A 21981-nucleotide genomic window follows, 5' to 3' on the forward strand; every position below is an offset into this window, starting at 1 on the left:
TGCCGGCCCGGCCCCGCGGTGACGTCGGTCCGGCGTCGGGCCGGTCAGTCCGACGCCAGCGCCTCGGCGAACGCCCCCGCCGTCTGCTCGACCCCGCTGCACGTGTCGGACGCCGTGGCCGTCGACACCCCGTCCGCGCACGCCCGGTCCCGGAACGTCGCCCACATCGAGAGCGCGCCCACGCCCTCCTCCCGGGCGAAGCGGCGCAGCCGCGCCGCGTCCGCGAGGGTGAAGGTCTCGCCCGCGACATCGTTGACACCGGCCATCGCCGTGATGTGGAGCGACGCCCACGCCCGCGCCGACGACAGCTTCAGCGTGGCCGCGATCTGGCCGTGCGCAGCCCGCGCCGCCCGTACCGCGTAGTCGCCCATGTTCCCGGTGTACGAGGCGCCGTAGTTCATCGCCATGATGTTGACGGCGGAGAGCCGCACGCCGCGCTCCGCCGCGTCGGCGAGAAGGGCGGTGCCGCTCTTCTCCAGCCCGTCGGGCATCACCGGCAGGGTGTACGTGACGTCCAGCTCCCGCTCCTCCTGGAGCTGGACGATCGCCTTGTTCCGCAGTGCGACCGACGCGCTGTCGGTCAGCGCGTCGCCCTCGATGTCGAAGTCGGCCTTCGTCGCGCCGACCGCGTCGAGCGCCTTCGTATAGGCGGCCACGAGGTCGTCGACGCTGCCGCAGGCGAGCGCCGGTTCGGTGCCCGCCGCGCCGCCGAAGGAGACCCGGACGTCGGCGCCCGACGCCGTCAGCTTCGCGACACGGGCCTTGACCGCCGCGCTGTCGTACGCCGCCGTACCGCCCCAGGCCGGGGTGCAGCTCCCGGTGCCGCCGGTGACGACGAAGGCCAGGTTGTACGTGTCGGGGGAGCCGGATCCGTCGGTGCCGGCGGCGGTGGTGGCGCTGACGTAGGGGGCGAACGCCGTCGTCGCGGCGGCGGCGCGGTCGGGCGGGGAGCCGGCGTTCCGGTCGGTGCCGGCGTCGGCGGCGGTGCCCGTCGCGCACGACGTACAGGCCAGCGCGAGCGCGGCCAGCACCGCCGGCCAGGTGACCGGGCGTCGCCGGTGGCGCCGCGTACGTCCGTAACCACGCGAACCACGCGAACCAAGTGAACTCGGTGAACTCGGCATGGAGAAATACCCCGCTCTCGTGTGTTCCCGGAACAAGGTGCCGGACGGAAGGAGCCTCCCACACGGGAATGTGGTGACGGAGCACACAGTTCGAAGAAGGCGGTTCGGTGGACATATTCAACCCCCCATTCCCAGCAGCGCTTTCATGGGCCGATCACCACCTCCGGATGATCGTCGGACCGTACATCTCTCAGCTCACTGACAGGAAAAGAAAGAATTCATAGGAACGCGTCCTCGGAGCCACAGGTTTCGCACATAAAGGATGGCCAATCTGCTCGCATGCATTCTGACCCCGCCCTTGAGGAACGCCCGGTAGCGCCGGTGCAGCCGGTAGGCCCGGCCCGGCCGGACCGGCGCCGTAAACGTGGTGCCGGCCGCCCCCAGGAAGGCCCCGTCTTCGTGGACGCCTCCGGGCGCAGGGCCCGCCTGCTGCGCCGCGCCGGGATGGTGCTGGGCGTCGTCACCCTCGGGTACGTCGCCGTCCTCGGGCTCGCGTTCATGGGCGGGATCTCCCTGAGCCCGTCGCAGATGCTGCCGTTCGACGGCGGACCGGCCGCCGCCGAGGGCGGAACGGGATACGGCCCGCCGGGCGGCGCCCCGCCGCCCGGGGCGGGGGAGGCCCCGCCCACGGCGCAGACGACCCTGTCGCCCTCGCCCTCGGCCTCCGCCTCCACCGGCAGCGACGGCTGAGCCGATGCCCCAGAACCCCACCAGCCCCGCCACGGGCAAGCGCCGGCACGCCACCCCCTCCCGCATCGAGCGCGTCGGCCGGCAGGCGATGCCCAAGCCCCGGGTGATCGTCGCCCTGCTTCTCCTGGTCGGCCTCGTCAGCGTGCTGCTGCTCGACGGCTATCTGCGCTCCGAGGTCGGCGGCGACCAGCGGATCCGCTCCGACGCGAGCAACAGCGAGGTCCCCGACAGCGTGGTCGACGGCGGCCCGATCCTGAGCTTCGCCGACGGCCGGGCGCGTACGCGGTCCGTCGCGGACAGGACCATCGTGCTGACCTTCGACGACGGGCCCGATCCCGAGTACACGGCGAAAGTCCTCAAGATCCTGAACGACCAGGACGTGCCCGGCACGTTCTTCCTCATCGGTTCGATGATCTCGCGCTATCCGGGCGTGGTGAAGGACATGGTCGACCAGGGGAACGAGGTCGGTGTCCACACCTTCACGCATGTCGACCTCTCGTACCAGAGCGCTTCCCGCGTCAAGCGGGAGATCGCCCAGACCCAGCTCGCGCTGGCGGGCGCCGCGGGGATCACGACGACGCTGTTCCGGGCCCCGTACTCCTCGAAGAACGACGCGATCGACAACGAGAGCTGGCCCATCTACCAGCGCCTCGGCGCGATGGGGTACACGAGCGTCTTCATCGACACCGACAGCGAGGACTGGCAGGAGCCGGGCGTGTCCAAGATCGTCACGTGGGCCACGCCGAAGGACGGCGACGGCGCGGCCGTGCTCTTCCACGATGCGGGCGGCGACCGTACGGAGACGCTGAAGGCGCTGCCGCGGTACATCAAGAAGATGAAGGCGAAGGGCTACACCTTCACGACGGTCAGCGGCGCCCAGCGCACCGATCAGCAGGCCGCCCAGTCGTCCGACGAGCAGACGGGCACGGCCCCGGGCGGCGACGGACCCGCGACCCAGCCGGGAACCGCGGCCCAGCAGGGATCCGTGGCCCCACCGGGATCCGCGGCCTCCGGCGTCGACGTCGAGCAGATGGCCCACCGCAAGGCCACCGGCGCCATCCTCTGGGAGGGCAAGGCCCTCATCGCCGCCGTGGCCGTCGCCGAGTGGTCCGTCCCCGGCCTCGCCACCGGTCTCGCGGTCGTCGGCGTCGCCGTGATGGTGCGGTTCGGGCTGATGCTCGTCCTCGCCCGCCGCCACCACCGGCAGCGCAGCAGACGCCGCTTCACGTGGGGGCCACCGGTGTACGAGCCGGTGAGCGTGATCGTGCCCGCGTACAACGAGAAGGAGTGCATCGCCAACACGCTCCGCTCCCTCGCCGCGAGCACCCACCCGATCGAGATCGTCGTCGTGGACGACGGCTCCACGGACGGCACCGCCGAGATCGCGGAGTCCCTGGGGCTGCCCAACGTCCGCGTCATCCGCCAGGAGAACGCGGGCAAGTCCGCCGCCCTCAACAACGGGGTGCGGCAGGCCGCGTACGACATCGTCGTGATGATGGACGGCGACACCGTCTTCGAGCCCGACACGGTACGGGAGCTGGTGCAGCCGTTCGGCGACGAACGCGTCGGCGCGGTCGCGGGCAACGCCAAGGTCGGCAATCGCGACACCGTCATCGGGGCCTGGCAGCACATCGAGTACGTGATGGGCTTCAACCTCGACCGCCGCATGTACGACCTGCTGCGCTGCATGCCCACCATCCCCGGCGCGATCGGCGCCTTCCGCCGCCAAGCCGTCCTCGAAGCCGGCGGCATGAGCGAGGACACCCTGGCCGAGGACACCGACATCACCATCGCCCTGCACCGCGCGGGGTGGCGGGTCGTGTACGCGGAGCACGCGCGCGCCTGGACCGAGGCCCCGGCGAGCGTCGGGCAGCTCTGGCGTCAGCGCTACCGCTGGAGTTACGGCACGATGCAGGCGCTGTGGAAGCACCGCGGCTCGGTCGTGGACAAGGGACCCTCGGGCCGGTTCGGACGGGTCGGCATGCCGCTGGTGGTGCTCTTCCAGATCGTCACCCCCGTCTTCGCCCCGCTCATCGACGTGTTCACCGTCTACGCGATGGTCTTCGTGGACTTCAAGGCGTCGCTGCTGGCCTGGCTGGCCGTCCTCCTCGTCCAACTGCTCTGCGCGGCGTACGCGTTCCGGCTCGACAAGGAGAAGTACCGGTATCTGCTGATGATGCCGTTGCAGCAGATCGCCTACCGGCAGTTGATGTACCTGGTGCTGATCCACTCCAGCGTCACGGCGCTCACGGGCGGCCGATTGCGCTGGCAGAAGCTCAAACGCACCGGCGAGGTCGGCGCACCACGCCCCGGCGCGGGGCGGGCCTGATGGCGGGCGCGCACCGCAGAGGGGCGCTGCCGCCGGAGACGGTACGGCCGAAGGCGCCGCCAGGGGTGGAGGCGGTACGGCCGAAGGCGCCAGGAGCGGAGGCGGTACGGGAGGAGCCGGTACGGGAAGAGCCGGTACGGGAAGGGCACGCCGCTCCCGTACCGCTGCCGCCCCCGGACGGACCCGCCACGTCCGGCGGCCGGGACCGTTACGTCGACGCGCTGCGCGCCTTCGCGCTGGTCCGCGTCGTCACGTACCACACCTTCGAATGGCCCTGGCTGGGCCTGGTCTTCCCCTCCATGGGGGTGATGTTCGCGCTCGCGGGGTCACTGATGGCGCGCTCCCTGGAGCGGCCCGCCGGAAAGGTGATCCGGAGCAGACTGCGGCGACTGCTGGTGCCGATGTGGGTGTTCGGGGCCGTCCTCGTCGTGGCCATGGCGAAACACGGCTGGCTGCCGGGCGCCGACGCCGTCTACTGGGTGCTGCCGGTCGGGGACCCGCCCGGCGACGCCTGGGGCGAGCAGGCGTGGGCGGTGCTCTGGTACCTGCGGACGTATCTCTGGTTCGTCCTGCTCTCGCCCCTCCTGCTCGGACTCTTCCGGCGCGCCCCGCTCGCCGTACTGCTGCTGTCGCTCGTCCCGGTCGTGGTCTTCGAGACGCTGTGGACCCTGCCGGACGGGCGGCTCGGCGCGGCGCTCAGCGACCTGTCCGTCTTCCTCTTCTGCTGGCTGCTCGGCTTCGCGCACCGCGACGGGCTGCTCGACCGGCCGCGCCCGGGGCGCGTGGTCGCGGCGGCGCTCGTGCTGATGGCGGTCGGCGGGTGGTGGGCGTTCCACCACCAGGTGGACGGTACGTACGACCTGGACGACATCCCGCTCGCGCAGGCGCTGTGGTCGGCGGGGTTCGTGCTGCTGCTGTTGCGGTTCCGGCCGGACTTCGGGTGGCTCGCGCGCCGTCCCGTGGCCGACCGTGTCGTCAGGATCTTCAACGCCCGCGCGGTGACCGTCTACCTCTGGCACGAGGTCGCGCTGATGGTGAGCGTGCCGCTGATCGATGTGATGTGGAACATCCCCGCCTTCGAGCGGGACCTGCCGCTCGACAGCGCGTGGTTCCAGTTCGGGATCGCGTGGGTGCTGATCGCGGCGGCCGTGGCGCTCTTCGGGTGGGTGGAGGACGTGGCGGCGGAACGGCGGCCGAGGCTGCTGCCCTGAACCGGGGTGGCGGGGCATGCCCTGCCACAGGTGATCGGGCACGCCCTGCCACAATGGAGGGCGTGACCCGAGCCTCCCTGGACAAGCAGCCGCACGAAGTCGCCTCGATGTTCGACGGCGTGGCGGAGAACTACGACCTGACGAACGACGTGCTCTCGCTCGGCCAGGACCGGCGGTGGCGCAAGGAGGTCGCGAAGGCGGTGCACGCGCGCCCGGCCGAGAAGGTCCTCGACCTGGCGGCCGGCACGGCCACCTCCTCCCAGGCGTTCGCCGCGACCGGCGCGTACGTCGTGCCGTGCGACTTCTCCCTGGGCATGCTGCGGGAGGGCAAGAAGCGGCACGCGTGGATGCCGTTCACGGCGGGCGACGCGATGAGGCTGCCCTTCGCCGACGAGGTCTTCGACGCGGTGACGATCTCCTTCGGCCTCCGCAACGTCCAGGACACCGACGCGGCGCTGCGCGAGCTGTACCGGGTGACGAAGCCGGGCGGCCGGGTCGTGATCTGCGAGTTCTCGCATCCGACCTGGGCGCCGTTCCGGACCGTCTACACGGAGTACCTGATGCGGGCGCTCCCGCCGGCCGCGCGCGCCGTGGCGTCCAACCCGGACGCGTACGTCTACCTCGCCGAGTCCATCCGCGACTGGCCCGACCAGCCCGCGCTGGCGGCCCGGCTCCAGGGGGCCGGCTGGTCGAAGGTGGCGTGGCGGGACCTGACGGGCGGGATCGTGGCGCTGCACCGGGGCGTACGGGTCTGACGGGCGGGCGGGTCTGACCGGCGTACGAGTCTGACGGGCGGTACGAGCCTGACGGGCGTACGAGCCTGACCGGTGGGCGGACAGGCGGGTGGGCGGACGGCGCGCCCCCCACCCGGCCACCCACCGGAGGCTCTACAACTCCAGCCGGAAGCAGTACGCCTCCTGCTGGGACACCGGCCCCACATACGTCTCCGCCAGCTCCATCCCCAGCCGCCGCGTCACCGCGACCGAGCGGGCGTTACGGGAGTTCACCATCGCCACGACCCGGCCGACGCCCGCCGCCCGTACCCGCTCCAGGGTGGTCCGCGCGGCGGCGGTCACATACCCCTGGCCCCAGTACGCCCGGCCCAGCCGCCACCCGATCTCGATCTCGCCCACCGGCCCGAACGACGCGTGCGGCCAGGGCTGGGCGCCCGTGAATCCGATCACCTCCCCGGAGCCGTCCAGCATCGTCCAGAGGCAGAAGCCGCGCTCGGCGTCGTGGCGGCGCTGCCGGGCGGTCAGCTCCTCGTACACGGACATCTCGGCCGGCGTACCGCCGTGGAACTCCATCACCTCGGGGTGATCGAAGAGACGGTGCCAGGCGAAGGCGTCCTCCTCGGTGGGGACGCGGAGCTGCACCACGGGGAGCGGTTCGGTCACATGGGTCATGGCGGCAGCCCTTCACTGGGGGGATCAGTACGCACCCATAGACTGCACAGGACCAGTGCCGTCCGGTACACGATTTCGAGTCTTCGGGAGAACCCGCTGTGACCGAGCCCCTCTCCGAGAACACCGCGGACGTCATCGTCGTCGGCGCCGGCCCGGCCGGCTCCACGACCGCGTACTACCTCGCCAAGGCGGGCCTGGACGTCCTGTTGCTGGAGAAGACCGCGTTTCCGCGCGAGAAGGTGTGCGGTGACGGGCTCACCCCGCGCGCCACCAAGCAGCTCGTGTCGATGGGCATCGACATCTCCGAGGAGGCCGGCTGGCTGCGCAACAAGGGGCTGCGGATCATCGGCGGCGGCTCGCGGCTCCAGCTCGACTGGCCGGACCTGGCGGCGTACCCGGACTACGGCCTGGTCCGCAAGCGCGACGACTTCGACGAGCAGCTCGCCAGGCAGGCGCAGAAGGCCGGCGCCCGGCTCCACGAACGCTGCAACGTCGGCGCCCCGATCACCGACGCCCGCACGGGCCGGATCATCGGCGTCCACGCCAAGATGGGCGAGGAGAAGACCCCGGTCACCTTCCACGCACCGCTCGTCGTCGCCGCCGACGGCAACTCGACCCGGCTGTCGCTCGCGATGGGGCTGCACCGCCGCGAGGACCGCCCGATGGGCGTGGCCGTACGGACGTACTTCACCTCGCCCCGCCACGACGACGACTACCTGGAGTCCTGGCTGGAGCTGTGGGACCGGCGCGGCCCCGGCCCCGACAAGCTGCTGCCCGGCTACGGCTGGATCTTCGGCATGGGCGACGGTACGTCCAACGTCGGCCTCGGCATCCTCAACTCCTCCTCCGCGTACAAGGAGCTGGACTGGCGCGAGGTGCTGAAGGCGTGGTGCGCGTCGATGCCGGAGGAGTGGGGCTACACCCCTGACAACATGACGATGCCGATCCGCGGCGCGGCCCTCCCGATGGCGTTCAACCGCCAGCCGCACTACACCAAGGGTCTCCTGCTGGTCGGCGACGCGGGCGGCATGGTCAACCCGTTCAACGGCGAGGGCATCGCGTACGCCATGGAGTCGGGCCAGATCGCGGCGGACGTCATCGTCCAGGCCCACGCCCGCGCGACCCCCGCCCAGCGCGAACTCGCCCTGCTGCACTACCCGAAGGTGCTCAAGGAGACCTACGGCGGGTATTACACGATGGGCCGCGCGTTCGTGAAGCTCATCGGCAACCCGAAGATCATGAAGCTCGCGACGGAGCGCGGCCTGACGCATCCGCTCCTGATGAAGTTCACCCTGAAGATGCTGGCGAACCTGACGGACCCGACGGGCGGCGACGCGATGGACCGCATCATCAACGGCCTTTCGAAGGTGGCGCCGAAGGCGTGACGCCGGGGCACTCACCCGGAGGTGTGGGGTGTTGGCTCGTTGTGTCCTTACTGCCGGGTCGGTGGATTTCCTAGGATCGAGGCCACTTCAGTGTGAATCGATGCCTGTCGAAAGGGTATTCACATGGTCCGCCCTTGGGAGGCCGATCCGTCGGCGTTAAGCGGCGACAAGCTGAAGGAGCTGGAGGCCTCCGCCCCGCTGCCTGAGATCGTCGTTCTGGGGAACCAGGTTCTGTACGAGGTCGTCCACACCGAGGCGGGAGTTCTGGACGGGGGAATTCGTTTCGCCGATTCCGGTCTCATCGGGCGCTGGGAAGGCTTCATCAAGGAGCTGTACGAGGACGGCGAGGACATCATTTCCTACGTCGATCGTCATGTGGCACATCTGCCTCCTCCTCGTCGGGAAGGGGAGCAGAAGATCACCAGGAGCGGTGAGGGCGAAGAAGACCCGAGATCCACGGGAACCGACCGGCAGGCGAACCCCGGCGGGACACGTTCCGGTCTGTCGGGGTCCGCTCGCGATGTGGTGCAGGCCGGCCAGGTCACCGGCGATATCCACTTCGTCGCGGAGGGCTGGTGGCTGATCGCCCTCGGCAACGCGCAACGGGCGCTGTCGCGGTACGGCGATGCGCTCACGGCCTACCAGCGCTCGGCGGTGCTGCACGGGCGGCTGGGCGACCGAAGCCGTGAGGCACTGGCCTGGCAAGGGGCGGGGGAGACCTACGACCTGCTCGACCGCCCCGACGAGGGCATCGGCTTCCACCGTGCGGCCGTCGCGGTCCACCGTGAGCTGGGCGACGGGTGGAACGAAGCGGTGGCGCTTGAGGGGCTGGGCTCGGCGCTGCATCACGCGGAGGCAGGCGCGCCTGCGGATACCGCTGGGCAGCACTGGGCGAGGGCGCTCGAACTCCTCGCCGAATACGACGACCCGCGCGCCGTGGCGGCACGTGAACGCGTCGCGCGGCGGCTGACCGAGGCGAGGTAGGACGGCATCGCGGCGCAGGGACCAGGGGGCAGCGGGAAGCGAGCGGGCCGGTCCCGGGGCGGGGGCCCGGACCCGGCAGGGCCCCTCAGGCCTTCCTGGCCCACTTCTTCAGCGCGGCACGGTCGGCGAACTTACCGACGTTCGTGTCGAGCGGGCTGTCGGTGTACTGGTGGAACTTCCACGCGGCCTTGATCCGGGGCTTCCCGGCGGTCACGTAATCCGCGATCCAGAGGGCGTCGCCCGCGTTGCTGGTGGTGTCGCGGTTCAGCCAGTAGTCCTGGTTGCAGTACAAACCGACCCGATGGGTCTCCCCGCGCAGCCGCTTCACCTCGGCGAGGAACGAGTCCTTCTGCCCGTTGGAGACGTCGCTGTCCTCCCAGTCCGCGAAGAGCGGGTCGTAGGCGATGCTGGAGCACTCCTCGACGAAGTACCTGGCCTGGGCCTTCATGTCCCCGGCCCGCAGGAAGTGGTAGAACCCGACCACGAGCCCGGCCGCCCGGCCGTGGGCGGCCTGGGCGGACATCCTCGGGTTGATGTACGAGGTGCCCTCGGTGGCCTTGACGAAGACGAAGTCGAAGCCGGCGGTGGTGTAGTTCGAACTCTGATGCGACGAGACGTCGATGCCTTTTATGGTCATGGGGGGAGCTTCCTCCTGGCCAGAAGATGTGGGGACCGTCTGGCGTGTGGTGCGGATGTGCGTAAGTCTCTTCTACCCAGGAGGAGTTAGCTTGCCATCACTCGATCGGGTCAAGTGCGAGTTTGATCAGATCTTGAGGCTGCTGATGAAGACGCCCCAGACGCCCCAGACGCCCCAGACGCCCCAGACGCCCCAGACGCCCCAGCCGTCCGAGCTGAAGCGGACGGCCGGTCCGTCGGGCCGCTTGCTGTCACGGACGGGGACGGCGCTGCGGAGGCTGTCGGAGACCTCGACGCAGTCCCCACCCCCGGGGTCGCTGTAGCTGGACTTGCGCCAGGCGATGGCGCTGGGATCGGGTCGGGACGCGTGTATCGAAGTAGTCGTCCTCCACCGTGGCGCGGATCATGTCGAGGGACATGCCGGGCGGCAGATCCAGAGCCTGGAGGTGGTGGTAGGACAACGCATGCGTTTTCACATCGTCCGGGTCGTCCAGGAGCAGACCCCGATCCGCACTCTCGATGTATGCCAATTCCGCCCCCTTCGGCATGGTCGGAGCCGTCAGGGATCCACCCATGGACGGATGTTGTCCGGAACTGAAGGGGAGCACCTGAAGGGTGACACGTGGACTCTCGGCGGCATCGAGAAGCCGGGCGAGTTGGGCGCGCATCACTGCCCTGCTGCCTGCCGGTCGCCTCAGGACGGCCTCGTCGAGGTGGGCGACCCGCGTGGCGAGCGGCTGTCGGCCGTCCGTGTGCTGGGTTTCATGCCGCGCTGGTCACTGCTCGTTCCCGGGGTGCGGGTTCGGGCGGGGCTGTTCGGGGCGGCCCCAAGGTTCCTCAAAACGGGCGGCCCCGGCCGCCACGACGCACCACCCGCCCACCCCGAACAGCCCCGCCCGAACCTGCGACCCGACCCCTGACAGGGAGCAGCGGGCCAGGCGTCGCCCCAACGACGGAAGCCCGCATCCCCTGGGCGGGGTGCGGGTCTTCGCCGTGAAGTCGTCAGGCGTGGAGAGGTGTCGGTACGGGTCTCAGAGGACGCGGACCGCGCCGCTCGGCGGGTCGTAGTCGAGGGAGGCCTGGACGACGCCCTTGCTCGGGTTCTGCGCGCCGACGAACTCGCCGCCGCCGATGTAGATCGCCGTGTGGTAGGCGCTGCCCGCGCCGCCCCAGTAGAGGATGTCGCCCGGCTGGAGGTTGTCCAGGGAGACCTGTGTGCCGGCCACCGACTGGTCCTGCGAGACGCGGGGGAGGTCGACGCCGATCTGGCTGAACGCGGCCTGGACGAGGCCGGAGCAGTCCCAGGCGTTCGGGCCCGTGGAGCCCATGATGTACGCGTCGCCGACCTGCGCCTGGGCGAAGGCGACCACGGACGCGGCCGAGCCGGTCGCCTGCGACGTGGCCTTGGAGACCGTGTTCGAGGCGGACGAGGAAGAGGACGAGCTCGTGCCGGAACTGGAGCCCGAGTCCGAGGAGGAGGCGAGTGCCGTGCGCTCGGCGGAGCGGGAGGCGCGCTCCGCGGCCTCGGCGGCCTTGGCGGCCTTCACTCTCGCCTCTTCGGCCTTCCGCTTGGCCTCGGCCTTGCGTTCGGCCTCCGCCTTCGCCGTCTTGGCGGTCTTGGCCGCCTTCGCGGCGGCGACGTCCTGCTGGGCCCGCAGGTCGAGGGTGTTGGCCACCTGCTGGGTCGCCTCGGCGGACCGGGCGAAGTCACCGGCGAGGCCGGCGGTGAGGGTGGGCATTTCGATGGTCTCGGTCACCGGCTCGGCATTCGCCGGCGCGGCGGCACCTGCGACCGCGATCGTACTGAGGACGCCACCGGCGACTCCGGCACGAAGGCTGACGCGCGGGGTGCTCCGGCGGGGTTTCCGGTGGCTGGGTATCTGAGCGGTGTGGGACATGAGACCAACGGCTATCAGGTCGGACCGGGTTCGCGTCAAGAAACGTGGGGTGCGCCACAGTTGTGTCCGGAATCTGTGAATCCGCTTTCCGGACGCCTTTATTGACGCCGTAACGGTCAAACCGGGCATGGGTGATCATGGCCGTGATCATGGGCTTTTCGATAAACGTCCGAATTGCCTGTCACCTACCATCGCTTCGCACTCATGGCCAAGCCCCCTTCTTTGGGTGGTTGAGTGAAGTGACGCAGGTCACTTTTTGGACTCGCAGGTAACAGGTCGGTCACCGTTCGGCCGTCGGTCTGGTCACGTGAGGTGTAGGACGCTCCCGGATGGGGTCTTTCCGGCGTCCCCGCGAGGCCGTTCCGCCCCTCGCGCGCTCGCGCGAGGGGTTCTTCCGTGTCCGCGTCGAGCCCGATTCCGGTTGCTCGTGAATGCGTGCACATATCCCTATCGGTCCGTCCGGGGTCCGTCGGCCCCTCTCCCGGGTGACCTTCGGCGGCTGTATCACTCGAAAGTGTCTCATCGCCAATTTGCTTGTACGGTGCATCTCTTGATAGAGCAACAGGCCCCTGGCCAGCATGAACCGGCTCGAATGTCACGTCTGGTGATCACGTGGCCGCTTCGCGTATGAAGATCACCTCTCATCCGGCTTCATGATCCTTCGTCAGGTGGTGGAGATCACAAACTCACCGCTGTACCCCGTGTCGCAGATCACAGGTCGCCGGGCATAGGATGCGGGGCAGCCGGGCTTGTGAACTGCCTCACATGTACGCGATCTTCGGTGATCCGCGGCGAGGCGGCGAGGCGGTCCGCCCGGTGCGATCCAACGGTCAAGGACGACTGGAAGGAGCTGAGGGGCGTGAATGCCTACGCACCGATCCTCGTGCTCGGCGCCCTCGGGGCCGGGTTTGCGATCTTCTCCGTGGTCATGGCCACGCTTATCGGCCCAAAGCGCTACAACCGGGCGAAAGTCGAAGCGTACGAGTGCGGCATCGAGCCCACACCGACGCCGGCCGGGGGCGGCCGATTCCCCATCAAGTACTACCTGACGGCGATGCTCTTCATCATTTTCGATATTGAGGTCGTCTTCCTTTACCCCTGGGCGGTCACCTTCGACTCCCTGGGGATTTTCGGGCTCGTGGAGATGCTGCTCTTCGTGCTCACCGTCTTCGTCGCCTACGCGTATGTGTGGCGACGCGGCGGTCTGGAATGGGACTAAAGGGGCTGAGGGGCCACCAATGGGACTCGAAGAGAAGCTGCCGAGCGGTTTCCTGCTGACCACTGTCGAACAGGCGTCGGGCTGGGTGCGGAAGTCATCCGTCTTCCCCGCGACGTTCGGTCTCGCCTGCTGCGCCATCGAGATGATGACGACCGGCGCCGGGCGGTACGACCTGGCGCGGTTCGGCATGGAGGTCTTCCGCGGCTCGCCGCGCCAGGCCGATCTGATGATCGTGGCGGGGCGGGTGAGTCAGAAGATGGCGCCCGTCCTCAGGCAGGTCTACGACCAGATGCCCAACCCCAAGTGGGTGATCTCCATGGGGGTCTGTGCCTCGTCGGGCGGGATGTTCAACAACTACGCGATCGTGCAGGGCGTCGACCACGTCGTTCCTGTCGACATCTATCTGCCCGGCTGCCCACCACGTCCCGAGATGCTGATGGACGCCATCCTCAAGCTCCACCAGAAGATCCAGAGCTCCAAGCTCGGGGTCAACGCGGAGGAAGCGGCCCGCGAGGCGGAGGAGGCGGCCCTCAAGGCGCTCCCGTTGATCGAGATGAAGGGGCTGCTGCGGTGAGCGACGAGCAGCGATCCGGAGACGACGAGCAGCGATCCGGAGACGACGGGAAGAACGTTCCCTCCGCGCGGGACCGGGCCGCCGAGCCCGTTCGCGTACAGAAGGGCATGTTCGGCGCCAACAACGGCGGGGACACCTCCGGCTACGGCGGTCTCGTACGGACCGTGACGCTGCCGGGCGCCTCCTCCCGGCCGTACGGCGGCCCCGGCGGCGTCTTCGACGAGATCGCCGACGAGCTGGAGGGTGCGCTGGAGGAGCAGGGTCTCGTCCCCTCCCACGCCATCGAGAAGACGGTCGTCGACCGCGCCGAGCTGACCTTTCACATCGACCGTGAGCACCTCGTCCAGGTGGCCCGCACCCTGCGGGACGATCCGGCCCTGCGCTTCGAGCTGTGCACGGGGGTGTCCGGCGTCCACTACCCCACCGACAAGGGCCGCGAGCTGCACGCCGTCTACCACCTGCGCTCGCTCACCCACGGCCGGCTGATCCGCCTGGAGGTCTCGGCCCCGGACGCGGATCCGCACGTACCGTCGCTGGTCGCGGTCTACCCGACCAACGACTGGCACGAGCGCGAGACGTACGACTTCTTCGGCCTGATCTTCGACGGCCACCCCGCCCTGACCCGGATCATGATGCCGGACGACTGGCAGGGCTTCCCGCAGCGCAAGGACTACCCGCTCGGCGGTATCCCCGTCGAGTACAAGGGCGCCCAGATCCCGGCTCCGGACCAGCGGAGGTCGTACTCCTGATGACCACTTCACACGCCTCCGCCCCGCAGGACTCCGCCCCGGACGCCTTCGACGCGCTCGGCTCCGGCCGGGAGACCACCGAGGGCACCGTCTACACGGTCACCGGCGGCGACTGGGACGAGGTCGTCCAGTCCGCCGCCAAGGCCGACGACGAGCGGATCGTCGTCAACATGGGTCCCCAGCACCCGTCCACCCACGGGGTGCTGCGGCTGATCCTGGAGATCGAGGGCGAGACCGTCACCGAGGCCCGCTGCGGCATCGGCTACCTGCACACCGGCATCGAGAAGAACCTCGAATTCCGCAACTGGACGCAGGGCACCACCTTCGTCACGCGCATGGACTACCTGACGTCGTTCTTCAACGAGACGGCGTACTGCCTGGGCGTCGAGAAGCTGCTCGGCATCGAGGACGACATCCCGGACCGCGCCACGCTCATCCGCGTCCTGCTGATGGAGCTCAACCGGCTCTCGTCGCACCTCGTCTGTCTCGCCACCGGCGGGATGGAGCTGGGCGCGACCACGATCATGATCTATGGATTCCGCGATCGTGAACTGATTCTCGATGCCTACGAGATGATCACCGGGCTGCGGATGAACCACGCGTTCATCCGTCCCGGCGGACTCGCCCAGGACCTCCCCCCGGGCGCCGTCGACAAGCTGCGCGAGCTGCTGAAGACGCTGCGGAAGAACCTGCCGGAGTACGACAAGCTCGCCACCGGCAACCCGATCTTCAAGGCCCGCATGCAGGACGTCGGCTATCTCGACCTGACCGGCTGCATGGCACTGGGCGCCACCGGCCCGATCCTGCGCTCCGCCGGGCTCCCGCACGACCTGCGCAGGAGCGACCCGTACTGCGGTTACGAGACGTTCGAGTTCGACGTCCCGACCGCCGACACCTGCGACTCGTACGGCCGTTTCCTCATCCGTCTGGAGGAGATGCGCCAGTCGCTGCGGATCGTCGAACAGTGTCTGGACCGGCTGGAGCCGGGCCCGGTGATGGTCGCCGACAAGAAGATCGCCTGGCCCGCGCAGCTCGCGCTCGGCCCGGACGGCCTCGGCAACTCCCTCGACCACATCAAGAACATCATGGGCACGTCCATGGAGGCTCTGATCCATCACTTCAAGCTGGTGACGGAGGGCTTCCGGGTCCCGGCCGGTCAGGCGTACGCCGCCGTGGAGTCGCCCAAGGGCGAACTCGGCGCGCATGTCGTCTCCGACGGGGGCACCCGCCCGTACCGCGTGCACTTCCGTGATCCGTCCTTCACCAATCTCCAGGCCATGGCGGCGATGTGCGAGGGCGGCCAGGTCGCCGACGTCATCGTCGCCGTCGCGTCCATCGACCCCGTGATGGGAGGCGTCGACCGGTGACCACCACACCGCCCAAAGCCGAGGTCAGCCTCGGAATGCCGCAGCTTCCCGCCCCCGCCTACCCGGACGAGGTGCGCGCCCGGCTCGAACCGGACGCCAAGGAGATCATCGGCCGCTACCCGGACTCCCGTTCCGCGCTGCTGCCGCTGCTCCACCTCACGCAGTCGGAGGAGGGGTTCGTCTCCCGTACGGGGATGGCCTTCTGCGCCGAACGGCTCGGCCTGACCACCGCCGAGGTCACCGCCGTCGCCACCTTCTACTCCATGTACCGGCGCGGACCCGGCGGCGAGTACCAGGTCGGCGTCTGCACCAACACGCTCTGCGCGGTGATGGGCGGCGACGCCATCTTCGAGGAGCTGAAGTCGCACCTCGGCGTGGACAACCACGGGACGACCCCCGACGGCAAGATCACCCTCGAACACATCGAGTGCAACGCGGCCTGCGACTTCGCGCCCGTGGTGATGGTCAACTGGGAGTTCTTCGACAACCAGACGCCGGCCACCGCCCTGCGGCTCGTCGACGACCTGCGTGACGGACACACGGTCGCCCCCACCCGGGGCGCGCCGTTGTGCACGTACAAGGAGACCGCGCGCATCCTGGCCGGCTTCCCCGACGAGCGCCCCGGCGCCGTCGAGGCCACCGGCGGCGCGGGGCCCGCCTCGCTGGTCGGGCTGCGGCTCGCCAGGGGCGAGGCGCCGCAGCGGGTCGTACGCCCCCGGGACGGCGCGGACCCCCAGGACAAGGGCCCCCAGGACCGGCCGCCGCAGGACCGGGCCCCCCAGGACCGGCCGCCGCAGGACGCGCCGCCCCGCGACGCCGCCCCGCAGGACGCTCGGCACGACGCGCCGCAGCCGGGCGCCGAGCACCTCAGCTCGCATGCCCACCCGTCGCCCGACCACCACCCCACAACGAGTCCCTCCGGGACACCGGAGACATCGCCGCAGCAGACCTCGGCCTCCGACCCGGACCACCCGGCCGGACCGGTGAACCCGTCGCGGCCCGAAGCCGAGGAGGAGGAGTGATGACCATGGCCACCGAGCTCAACGAGAACGGGACCAGCCCGGAAAAGCTCCTCGCGCCCGTCCTGTCCGCCTTCTGGGACCAGCCCGAGTCCTGGACGCTGGCCACCTACGAGCGGCACGAAGGGTACGAGGGGCTGCGCAAGGCCCTGGCCATGACGCCCGACGACCTCATCGCGTACGTCAAGGACTCCGGCCTGCGGGGGCGTGGCGGCGCCGGCTTCCCCACCGGGATGAAGTGGCAGTTCATCCCGCAGGGCGACGGCAAGCCGCACTACCTGGTCGTCAACGCGGACGAGTCGGAACCCGGCACCTGCAAGGACATCCCCCTCCTCTTCGCCAACCCGCACTCCCTCATCGAGGGCATCGTGATCGCCTGTTACGCGATCCGCTCGCAGCAGGCGTTCATCTATCTGCGCGGCGAGGTCGTCCCCGTACTGCGCAGGCTCCACGAGGCGGTGCGCGAGGCGTACGCGGCGGGGTATCTCGGCAAGAACATCCTGGGCAGCGGGCTCGATCTCGATGTCGTGGTGCACGCGGGCGCGGGCGCGTACATCTGCGGTGAGGAGACCGCGCTGCTCGACTCCCTGGAGGGGCGTCGCGGACAGCCCCGGCTGCGTCCTCCCTTCCCGGCGGTGGCGGGCCTGTACGCCTGCCCCACTGTGGTGAACAACGTCGAGTCCATCGCGTCGGTTCCCGCGATCCTCAACCGCGGCAAGGACTGGTTCAAGTCCATGGGCAGCGACAAGTCCCCGGGCTTCACCCTCTACTCGCTCAGCGGGCACGTCACCAACCCCGGCCAGTACGAGGCCCCGCTCGGCATCACACTGCGCCAGCTCCTCGACATGAGCGGCGGCATCCGGGCCGGGCACCGCCTCAAGTTCTGGACACCGGGCGGCTCCTCGACCCCGATGTTCACCGAGGAGCACCTCGACGTCCCGCTCGACTACGAGGGCGTCGGCGCCGCCGGTTCCATGCTCGGCACCAAGGCGCTCCAGTGTTTCGACGAGACGACCTGTGTCGTACGGGCCGTCACCCGCTGGACCGAGTTCTACGCCCACGAGTCCTGCGGCAAGTGCACACCGTGCCGCGAAGGGACGTACTGGCTGGTCCAGTTGCTCCGCGACATCGAGGAGGGCAAGGGCGAGCTGTCCGACCTCGACAAACTCAACGACATCGCCGACAACATCAACGGCAAGTCCTTCTGCGCGCTCGGCGACGGCGCCGCCTCCCCGATCTTCTCCTCGCTCAAGTACTTCCGCGCGGAGTACGAGCAGCACATCACCGGCAAGGGCTGCCCCTTCGACCCCGCGAAGTCCACCGTGTGGGCAGACCAGAACCCGCACCTGGAGGTGAACGCGTGACGGTGACGACGAATGCTCCCTCCGGGGGCGGTGAAGCCGCGGTTCCGCCCGAAGATCTCGTCTCGCTGACGATCGACGGCATCGAGATCTCGGTCCCCAAGGGGACGCTGGTGATCCGCGCCGCCGAACAGCTCGGCATCGAGATCCCGCGCTTCTGCGACCATCCGCTCCTCGACCCGGCCGGCGCCTGCCGCCAGTGCATCGTCGAGGTGGAGGGCCAGCGCAAGCCGATGGCATCCTGCACGATCACCTGCACCGACGGCATGGTCGTCAAGTCGCAGTTGACGTCACCGGTCGCCGAGAAGGCACAGCGCGGGGTGATGGAGCTGCTGCTCATCAACCACCCGCTGGACTGCCCGGTCTGCGACAAGGGCGGCGAGTGCCCGCTCCAGAACCAGGCCATGCAGGTCGGTGACCCCGACACCCGCTTCGAGGGCAAGAAGCGTACGTTCGAGAAGCCCGTGCCGATCTCCACGCAGGTGCTGCTCGACCGGGAGCGGTGCGTGCTCTGCGCCCGCTGCACCCGGTTCTCGAACCAGATCGCCGGCGACCCGATGATCGAACTGATCGAGCGCGGCGCCCTCCAGCAGGTCGGCACCGGCGAGGGCGACCCCTTCGAGTCGTACTTCTCCGGCAACACCATCCAGATCTGCCCGGTCGGCGCGCTCACCTCGGCGGCGTACCGCTTCCGCTCCCGCCCCTTCGACCTGGTCTCCTCGCCGAGCGTGTGCGAGCACTGCGCGGGCGGCTGCGCGACCCGTACGGACCACCGGCGCGGCAAGGTCATGCGGCGGCTGGCGGCCAACGCGCCCGAGGTCAACGAGGAATGGCTCTGCGACAAGGGCCGCTTCGGTTTCCGGTACGCGCAGAAGCCCGACCGGCTCACCACCCCGCTGGTACGGAACGCGGACGGCGTCCTCGAACCGGCGAGCTGGCCGGAGGCGCTGGAGGCCGCGGCGCGCGGTCTGGGCGCGGCCCGGGGCAGGACGGGCGTCCTGACGGGCGGCCGGCTCACGGTCGAGGACGCGTACGCGTACGCCAAGTTCGCGCGCGTCGCCCTCGACACGAACGACATCGACTTCCGCGCGCGCGTGCACAGCGGTGAGGAGGCCGACTTCCTCGCCGCGCACGTCGCGGGCCGGGGCCATGACCTCGACGGTACGGGGATCACGTACACCACGCTGGAGGCCGCCCCCGCGGTGCTGCTCGCGGGCTTCGAGTCCGAGGAGGAGGCGCCCGGCGTCTTCCTGCGGCTGCGCAAGGCGCACCGCAAGCACGGCCAGCGGACGTTCGCCCTGGCCACGCACGCCACCCGGGGCCTGGAGAAGGCGGGCGGCACGCTGCTGCCCGCCGCGCCCGGCACGGAGACCGAGTGGCTGACGGCGCTGACTCAAGAGGGCCTGGCCTCGGAGACCGGGCTCGACGCGGACGGTACGGCCGCCGCGCGGGCGCTGCGCGAACCCGGCGCCGTGATCGTCGTCGGGGAACGGCTCGCGGCCGTGCCCGGCGGGCTCACCGCGGCGGCGCGCGCCGCCACCGCGACCGGCGCCCGGCTGGTGTGGATCCCCCGGCGGGCCGGCGAGCGCGGAGCGCTGGAGGCGGGCGCGCTCCCGTCGCTGCTGCCCGGCGGCCGGCCGGCCACGGACCCGCGGGCCCGCGAGGAGACCGCGGCGGTGTGGGGCGTACGGGAACTGCCGCACCGGTACGGCCGGGACACCGGCCAGATCGTGCGGGCCGCCGCCAACGGCGAGCTGGCCGCGCTGCTGGTCGCGGGCGTCGAGGTCGCGGACCTGCCCGACCCGGCGGCGGCGCGGACCGCGCTGGACGAGGTCGGCTTCCTGGTCTCGCTGGAGCTGCGGCCCAGCGAGGTCACCGAGCGGGCCGATGTGGTCTTCCCGGTCGCGGCGGTCGCGGAGAAGCCAGGCACCTTCCTCAACTGGGAGGGCAGGGCGCGGCTGTTCGAGGCGGCGCTGAAGCCGGAGCAGATGACGCGGCGGCTCGCGCCGGGCGACGCGCGGGTGCTGCACATGCTCGCGGACACACTCGACGTCCACTTCGCGCTGCCGGACCTGCGTGCCGTACGGGCGGAACTCGACCGGCTCGGCGGCTGGGACGGGCCGCGCGCCACCGAACCGCTGGAATCGGCGCGTCCGGTGCCCCGGCCCGGTGACGGCGAGGCGGTCCTCGCGGGCCACCGGATGCTGCTGGACCAGGGCCTTCTCCAGCAGGGCGACGAGGCGTTGGCCGGTACGCGCCATGCGGCGGTGGCCCGGCTGTCCGCCGCGACGGCCGCCGAGACGGGCGTCAAGGACGGCGACGACCTGACCGTCAGCGGTCCCGCGGGCACGGTCACCCTCCCGCTGACGGTGACGGCGATGCCCGACCGGGTGGTCTGGCTGCCGCTGAACTCCACGGGAGGCGGCGTCCTCGCGGACACAGGATCGCAGCCGGGGACGCTCGTACGGATCGGCCCCGCGGAACCGGCCGGCACCGCGCAGGATGGCACATCGCATCCCCGGCCCTCGCGGTCCGGTCCCGCCGACGCAGCACCGGAGGTGCGCGCATGACCGCCTTCGCCCACATCGCGGCGGCCCCGGGGAGCGTCCTCGCCGCCGAGGACCTGTCGATGTTCGGCCGTGACCCCTGGTGGCTCGTGGTCGTCAAGGCCGTGTTCTGCTTCGCGTTCCTGATGCTGACCGTGCTCTTCTCCATCGTGTGGGAGCGCAAGGTCGTCGCGTGGATGCAGTTGCGCATCGGCCCCAACCGGCACGGTCCCTGGGGCATGCTCCAGTCGCTCGCCGACGGCGCGAAGCTGATGTTCAAGGAAGACATCATCGTCAAGCGCGCCGACAAGGCCGTCTACGTCCTCGCGCCGATCATCGCGGCGATCCCCGCGTTCATGGCGATCGCGGTGATCCCCTTCGGGCCCGCGGGCAACGAGGTCTCGATCTTCGGCCAGCGCACCACGATGCAACTCACCGACCTGCCCATCGCGATGCTCTACATCCTCGCGGTCGCCTCGGTCGGCATCTACGGCATCGTCCTCGCCGGCTGGTCGTCGGGGTCGACGTATCCGCTGCTCGGCGGCTTGCGTTCGTGCGCGCAGATGATCTCGTACGAGATCGCCATGGGCGCCGCGTTCGCCTCGGTCTTCCTCTACTCCGGGTCGATGTCGACCTCGGCGATCGTCGAGGCGCAGGCGGACCGCTGGTACGTACTGCTGCTGCCGGTCTCCTTCATCATCTACATCATCACGATGGTGGCGGAGACCAACCGCAACCCGTTCGACATGCCGGAGTCCGAGGGCGACCTGGTCGGCGGCTTCAACACCGAGTACTCGTCCATCAAGTTCGCGATGTTCATGCTGGCCGAGTACGTCAACATGGTGACCGTCTCGGCCGTCGCGACGACGCTCTTCCTCGGCGGCTGGCGCGCCCCGTGGCCGATCTCCACCTTCTGGGAGGGCGCGAACCACGGCTGGTGGCCGATGCTCTGGTTCGTCCTCAAGGTCCAGCTGCTGCTCTTCTTCTTCATCTGGCTGCGCGGCACGCTGCCCCGCGTGCGCTACGACCAGCTCATGAAGCTCGGCTGGAAGGTCCTGATCCCGGTCTCGCTGGTCTGGCTGATGCTCGTCGCGACCGTACGGGCGCTGCGCAACGAGAACTACTCCTTCCAGACGATCCTGCTGTACGTGGCCGGAGCGATCATCACGCTCCTGCTGCTCTCCTTCATCGCGGACATCTTCCGCGACAGGAAGGACCGTTACGAGGCGGAGCACGAACCGGAGCCACCGGCCTTCGACCCGATGGCGGGCGGTTTCCCCGTACCGCCGCTGCCCGGACAGACGCTGCCGCCGGTGCCGCGCAGGCAGCCGCGACGCGAGCGGGAGCTGATTGTCAGTGGCGGGGCCAATACTGTGAGTGACGGTACCGAGAGTGACGGAAAGGAGGCCGGCAGTGTCTGACTCTTCGCAGGAGAACCTCCCGCAGCGGAGCGAACCGCAGGGGGGCGCCGAGCAGGCGGACG

19 protein-coding genes and 1 pseudogene are annotated in these 21981 nt (G+C 69.9%); 14 read left to right on the top strand and 6 right to left on the bottom strand.

Annotated elements, in window-relative coordinates; translation table 11 throughout:
- Positions 1 to 44 precede the first annotated feature (44 nt).
- Positions 45 to 1028: a chitinase gene (locus ACFXPL_RS27740; RefSeq protein ID WP_384924688.1), complete on the bottom strand. Its 984-nt coding sequence runs from the start codon at positions 1026 to 1028 to the stop codon at positions 45 to 47.
- Between the two features lie 375 nt (positions 1029 to 1403).
- Between ACFXPL_RS27740 and ACFXPL_RS27745 the strand changes: the two genes are divergently transcribed.
- The 4 genes from ACFXPL_RS27745 to ACFXPL_RS27760 all read left to right on the top strand — a co-directional run bounded on the left by ACFXPL_RS27745 (position 1404) and on the right by ACFXPL_RS27760 (position 6109).
- Complete coding sequence (locus ACFXPL_RS27745) at positions 1404 to 1814, top strand: hypothetical protein (RefSeq protein WP_384924640.1); 411 nt, start codon at positions 1404 to 1406, stop codon at positions 1812 to 1814.
- A 4-nt stretch (positions 1815 to 1818) separates the two neighbouring features.
- A complete protein-coding gene (locus ACFXPL_RS27750; RefSeq protein WP_384924642.1) occupies positions 1819 to 4143 on the top strand; it encodes a bifunctional polysaccharide deacetylase/glycosyltransferase family 2 protein in 2325 nt (774 codons plus the stop codon).
- Complete coding sequence (locus ACFXPL_RS27755) at positions 4143 to 5354, top strand: acyltransferase (RefSeq protein WP_384924644.1); 1212 nt, start codon at positions 4143 to 4145, stop codon at positions 5352 to 5354. The genes ACFXPL_RS27750 and ACFXPL_RS27755 overlap by 1 nt, the downstream gene beginning before the upstream one ends.
- A gap of 62 nt (positions 5355 to 5416) precedes the next feature.
- Complete coding sequence (locus ACFXPL_RS27760) at positions 5417 to 6109, top strand: demethylmenaquinone methyltransferase (protein WP_384924646.1); 693 nt, start codon at positions 5417 to 5419, stop codon at positions 6107 to 6109.
- A gap of 132 nt (positions 6110 to 6241) precedes the next feature.
- Here ACFXPL_RS27760 and ACFXPL_RS27765 read toward each other — a convergent pair whose 3' ends face one another.
- Positions 6242 to 6760: a GNAT family N-acetyltransferase gene (locus ACFXPL_RS27765; protein ID WP_384924648.1), complete on the bottom strand. Its 519-nt coding sequence runs from the start codon at positions 6758 to 6760 to the stop codon at positions 6242 to 6244.
- A 98-nt stretch (positions 6761 to 6858) separates the two neighbouring features.
- Between ACFXPL_RS27765 and ACFXPL_RS27770 the strand changes: the two genes are divergently transcribed.
- Positions 6859 to 8145, top strand: coding sequence for a geranylgeranyl reductase family protein (locus ACFXPL_RS27770; RefSeq protein ID WP_384924650.1), 1287 nt, complete (start codon positions 6859 to 6861; stop codon positions 8143 to 8145).
- Between the two features lie 123 nt (positions 8146 to 8268).
- Positions 8269 to 9129 (top strand): hypothetical protein, encoded by an 861-nt coding sequence (locus ACFXPL_RS27775; RefSeq protein WP_384924652.1) that lies wholly within the window; start codon positions 8269 to 8271, stop codon positions 9127 to 9129.
- A gap of 85 nt (positions 9130 to 9214) precedes the next feature.
- Here the strand turns inward: ACFXPL_RS27775 and ACFXPL_RS27780 are convergent, their stop codons facing one another.
- The 4 genes and pseudogenes from ACFXPL_RS27780 to ACFXPL_RS27795 form a co-directional block, all read right to left on the bottom strand.
- Positions 9215 to 9766, bottom strand: a complete 552-nt coding sequence (locus tag ACFXPL_RS27780) for a glycoside hydrolase family 25 protein (RefSeq protein WP_384924654.1) — start codon at positions 9764 to 9766, stop codon at positions 9215 to 9217.
- 126 nt (positions 9767 to 9892) lie between these two features.
- Positions 9893 to 10108: a DUF397 domain-containing protein gene (locus tag ACFXPL_RS27785; RefSeq protein WP_384924690.1), complete on the bottom strand. Its 216-nt coding sequence runs from the start codon at positions 10106 to 10108 to the stop codon at positions 9893 to 9895.
- Positions 10017 to 10472 (bottom strand): annotated as a pseudogene (locus ACFXPL_RS27790) (DUF5753 domain-containing protein); the annotation flags it as partial. The gene ACFXPL_RS27785 and the pseudogene ACFXPL_RS27790, both read right to left, overlap by 92 nt.
- Before the next feature lie 324 nt (positions 10473 to 10796).
- Positions 10797 to 11663 (bottom strand): C40 family peptidase, encoded by an 867-nt coding sequence (locus ACFXPL_RS27795; RefSeq protein WP_384924656.1) that lies wholly within the window; start codon positions 11661 to 11663, stop codon positions 10797 to 10799.
- A gap of 859 nt (positions 11664 to 12522) precedes the next feature.
- Here ACFXPL_RS27795 and ACFXPL_RS27800 point away from each other — a divergent pair.
- Genes ACFXPL_RS27800 through nuoH form a run of 8 tightly spaced genes read left to right on the top strand, consistent with a single transcriptional unit; the run spans position 12523 to position 21919 of the window.
- The gene (locus ACFXPL_RS27800; RefSeq protein WP_329828472.1) at positions 12523 to 12882 is read left to right on the top strand and encodes an NADH-quinone oxidoreductase subunit A; all 360 of its coding nucleotides are present in this window, start codon (positions 12523 to 12525) and stop codon (positions 12880 to 12882) included.
- 19 nt (positions 12883 to 12901) lie between these two features.
- Entirely contained in the window at positions 12902 to 13456 is a 555-nt protein-coding gene (locus ACFXPL_RS27805) for an NADH-quinone oxidoreductase subunit B family protein (protein ID WP_313944763.1), read from the top strand.
- Positions 13453 to 14205, top strand: a complete 753-nt coding sequence (locus ACFXPL_RS27810; RefSeq protein ID WP_384924659.1) for an NADH-quinone oxidoreductase subunit C — start codon at positions 13453 to 13455, stop codon at positions 14203 to 14205. The genes ACFXPL_RS27805 and ACFXPL_RS27810 overlap by 4 nt, the downstream gene beginning before the upstream one ends.
- Positions 14205 to 15572 (top strand): NADH-quinone oxidoreductase subunit D, encoded by a 1368-nt coding sequence (locus tag ACFXPL_RS27815; protein WP_384924661.1) that lies wholly within the window; start codon positions 14205 to 14207, stop codon positions 15570 to 15572. The genes ACFXPL_RS27810 and ACFXPL_RS27815 overlap by 1 nt, the downstream gene beginning before the upstream one ends.
- The gene (gene nuoE, locus ACFXPL_RS27820; RefSeq protein ID WP_384924663.1) at positions 15569 to 16594 is read left to right on the top strand and encodes an NADH-quinone oxidoreductase subunit NuoE; all 1026 of its coding nucleotides are present in this window, start codon (positions 15569 to 15571) and stop codon (positions 16592 to 16594) included. The genes ACFXPL_RS27815 and nuoE overlap by 4 nt, the downstream gene beginning before the upstream one ends.
- Positions 16594 to 17955: an NADH-quinone oxidoreductase subunit NuoF gene (gene nuoF / locus ACFXPL_RS27825; RefSeq protein WP_384924665.1), complete on the top strand. Its 1362-nt coding sequence runs from the start codon at positions 16594 to 16596 to the stop codon at positions 17953 to 17955. The genes nuoE and nuoF overlap by 1 nt, the downstream gene beginning before the upstream one ends.
- On the top strand, positions 17952 to 20522 hold the full coding sequence (locus ACFXPL_RS27830; RefSeq protein ID WP_384924667.1) for an NADH-quinone oxidoreductase subunit G: 2571 nt from the start codon (positions 17952 to 17954) through the stop codon (positions 20520 to 20522). Before nuoF ends, ACFXPL_RS27830 begins: the two co-directional genes overlap by 4 nt.
- The gene (nuoH, locus tag ACFXPL_RS27835; protein WP_384924669.1) at positions 20519 to 21919 is read left to right on the top strand and encodes an NADH-quinone oxidoreductase subunit NuoH; all 1401 of its coding nucleotides are present in this window, start codon (positions 20519 to 20521) and stop codon (positions 21917 to 21919) included. Before ACFXPL_RS27830 ends, nuoH begins: the two co-directional genes overlap by 4 nt.
- The last annotated feature ends 62 nt before the right edge of the window (positions 21920 to 21981 follow it).

The organism is Streptomyces sp. NPDC059092 (assembly GCF_042756365.1).
Lineage (GTDB): Bacteria > Actinomycetota > Actinomycetes > Streptomycetales > Streptomycetaceae > Streptomyces.

What these genes read in the sequence shown, in the direction of transcription:
- ACFXPL_RS27775 (WP_384924652.1), top strand. Translation starts at nt 8,269, where the DNA reads ATGGTCCGCCCTTGGGAGGCCGATCCGTCGGCGTTAAGCGGCGACAAG.
- nuoH (WP_384924669.1), top strand. Translation starts at nt 20,519, where the DNA reads ATGACCGCCTTCGCCCACATCGCGGCGGCCCCGGGGAGCGTCCTCGCC.
- nuoF (WP_384924665.1), top strand. Translation starts at nt 16,594, where the DNA reads ATGACCATGGCCACCGAGCTCAACGAGAACGGGACCAGCCCGGAAAAG.
- ACFXPL_RS27815 (WP_384924661.1), top strand. Translation starts at nt 14,205, where the DNA reads ATGACCACTTCACACGCCTCCGCCCCGCAGGACTCCGCCCCGGACGCC.
- ACFXPL_RS27745 (WP_384924640.1), top strand. Translation starts at nt 1,404, where the DNA reads ATGCATTCTGACCCCGCCCTTGAGGAACGCCCGGTAGCGCCGGTGCAG.
- ACFXPL_RS27780 (WP_384924654.1), bottom strand. Translation starts at nt 9,766, where the DNA reads ATGACCATAAAAGGCATCGACGTCTCGTCGCATCAGAGTTCGAACTAC.
- ACFXPL_RS27765 (WP_384924648.1), bottom strand. Translation starts at nt 6,760, where the DNA reads ATGACCCATGTGACCGAACCGCTCCCCGTGGTGCAGCTCCGCGTCCCC.
- ACFXPL_RS27795 (WP_384924656.1), bottom strand. Translation starts at nt 11,663, where the DNA reads ATGTCCCACACCGCTCAGATACCCAGCCACCGGAAACCCCGCCGGAGC.
- ACFXPL_RS27755 (WP_384924644.1), top strand. Translation starts at nt 4,143, where the DNA reads ATGGCGGGCGCGCACCGCAGAGGGGCGCTGCCGCCGGAGACGGTACGG.
- ACFXPL_RS27750 (WP_384924642.1), top strand. Translation starts at nt 1,819, where the DNA reads ATGCCCCAGAACCCCACCAGCCCCGCCACGGGCAAGCGCCGGCACGCC.
- ACFXPL_RS27805 (WP_313944763.1), top strand. Translation starts at nt 12,902, where the DNA reads ATGGGACTCGAAGAGAAGCTGCCGAGCGGTTTCCTGCTGACCACTGTC.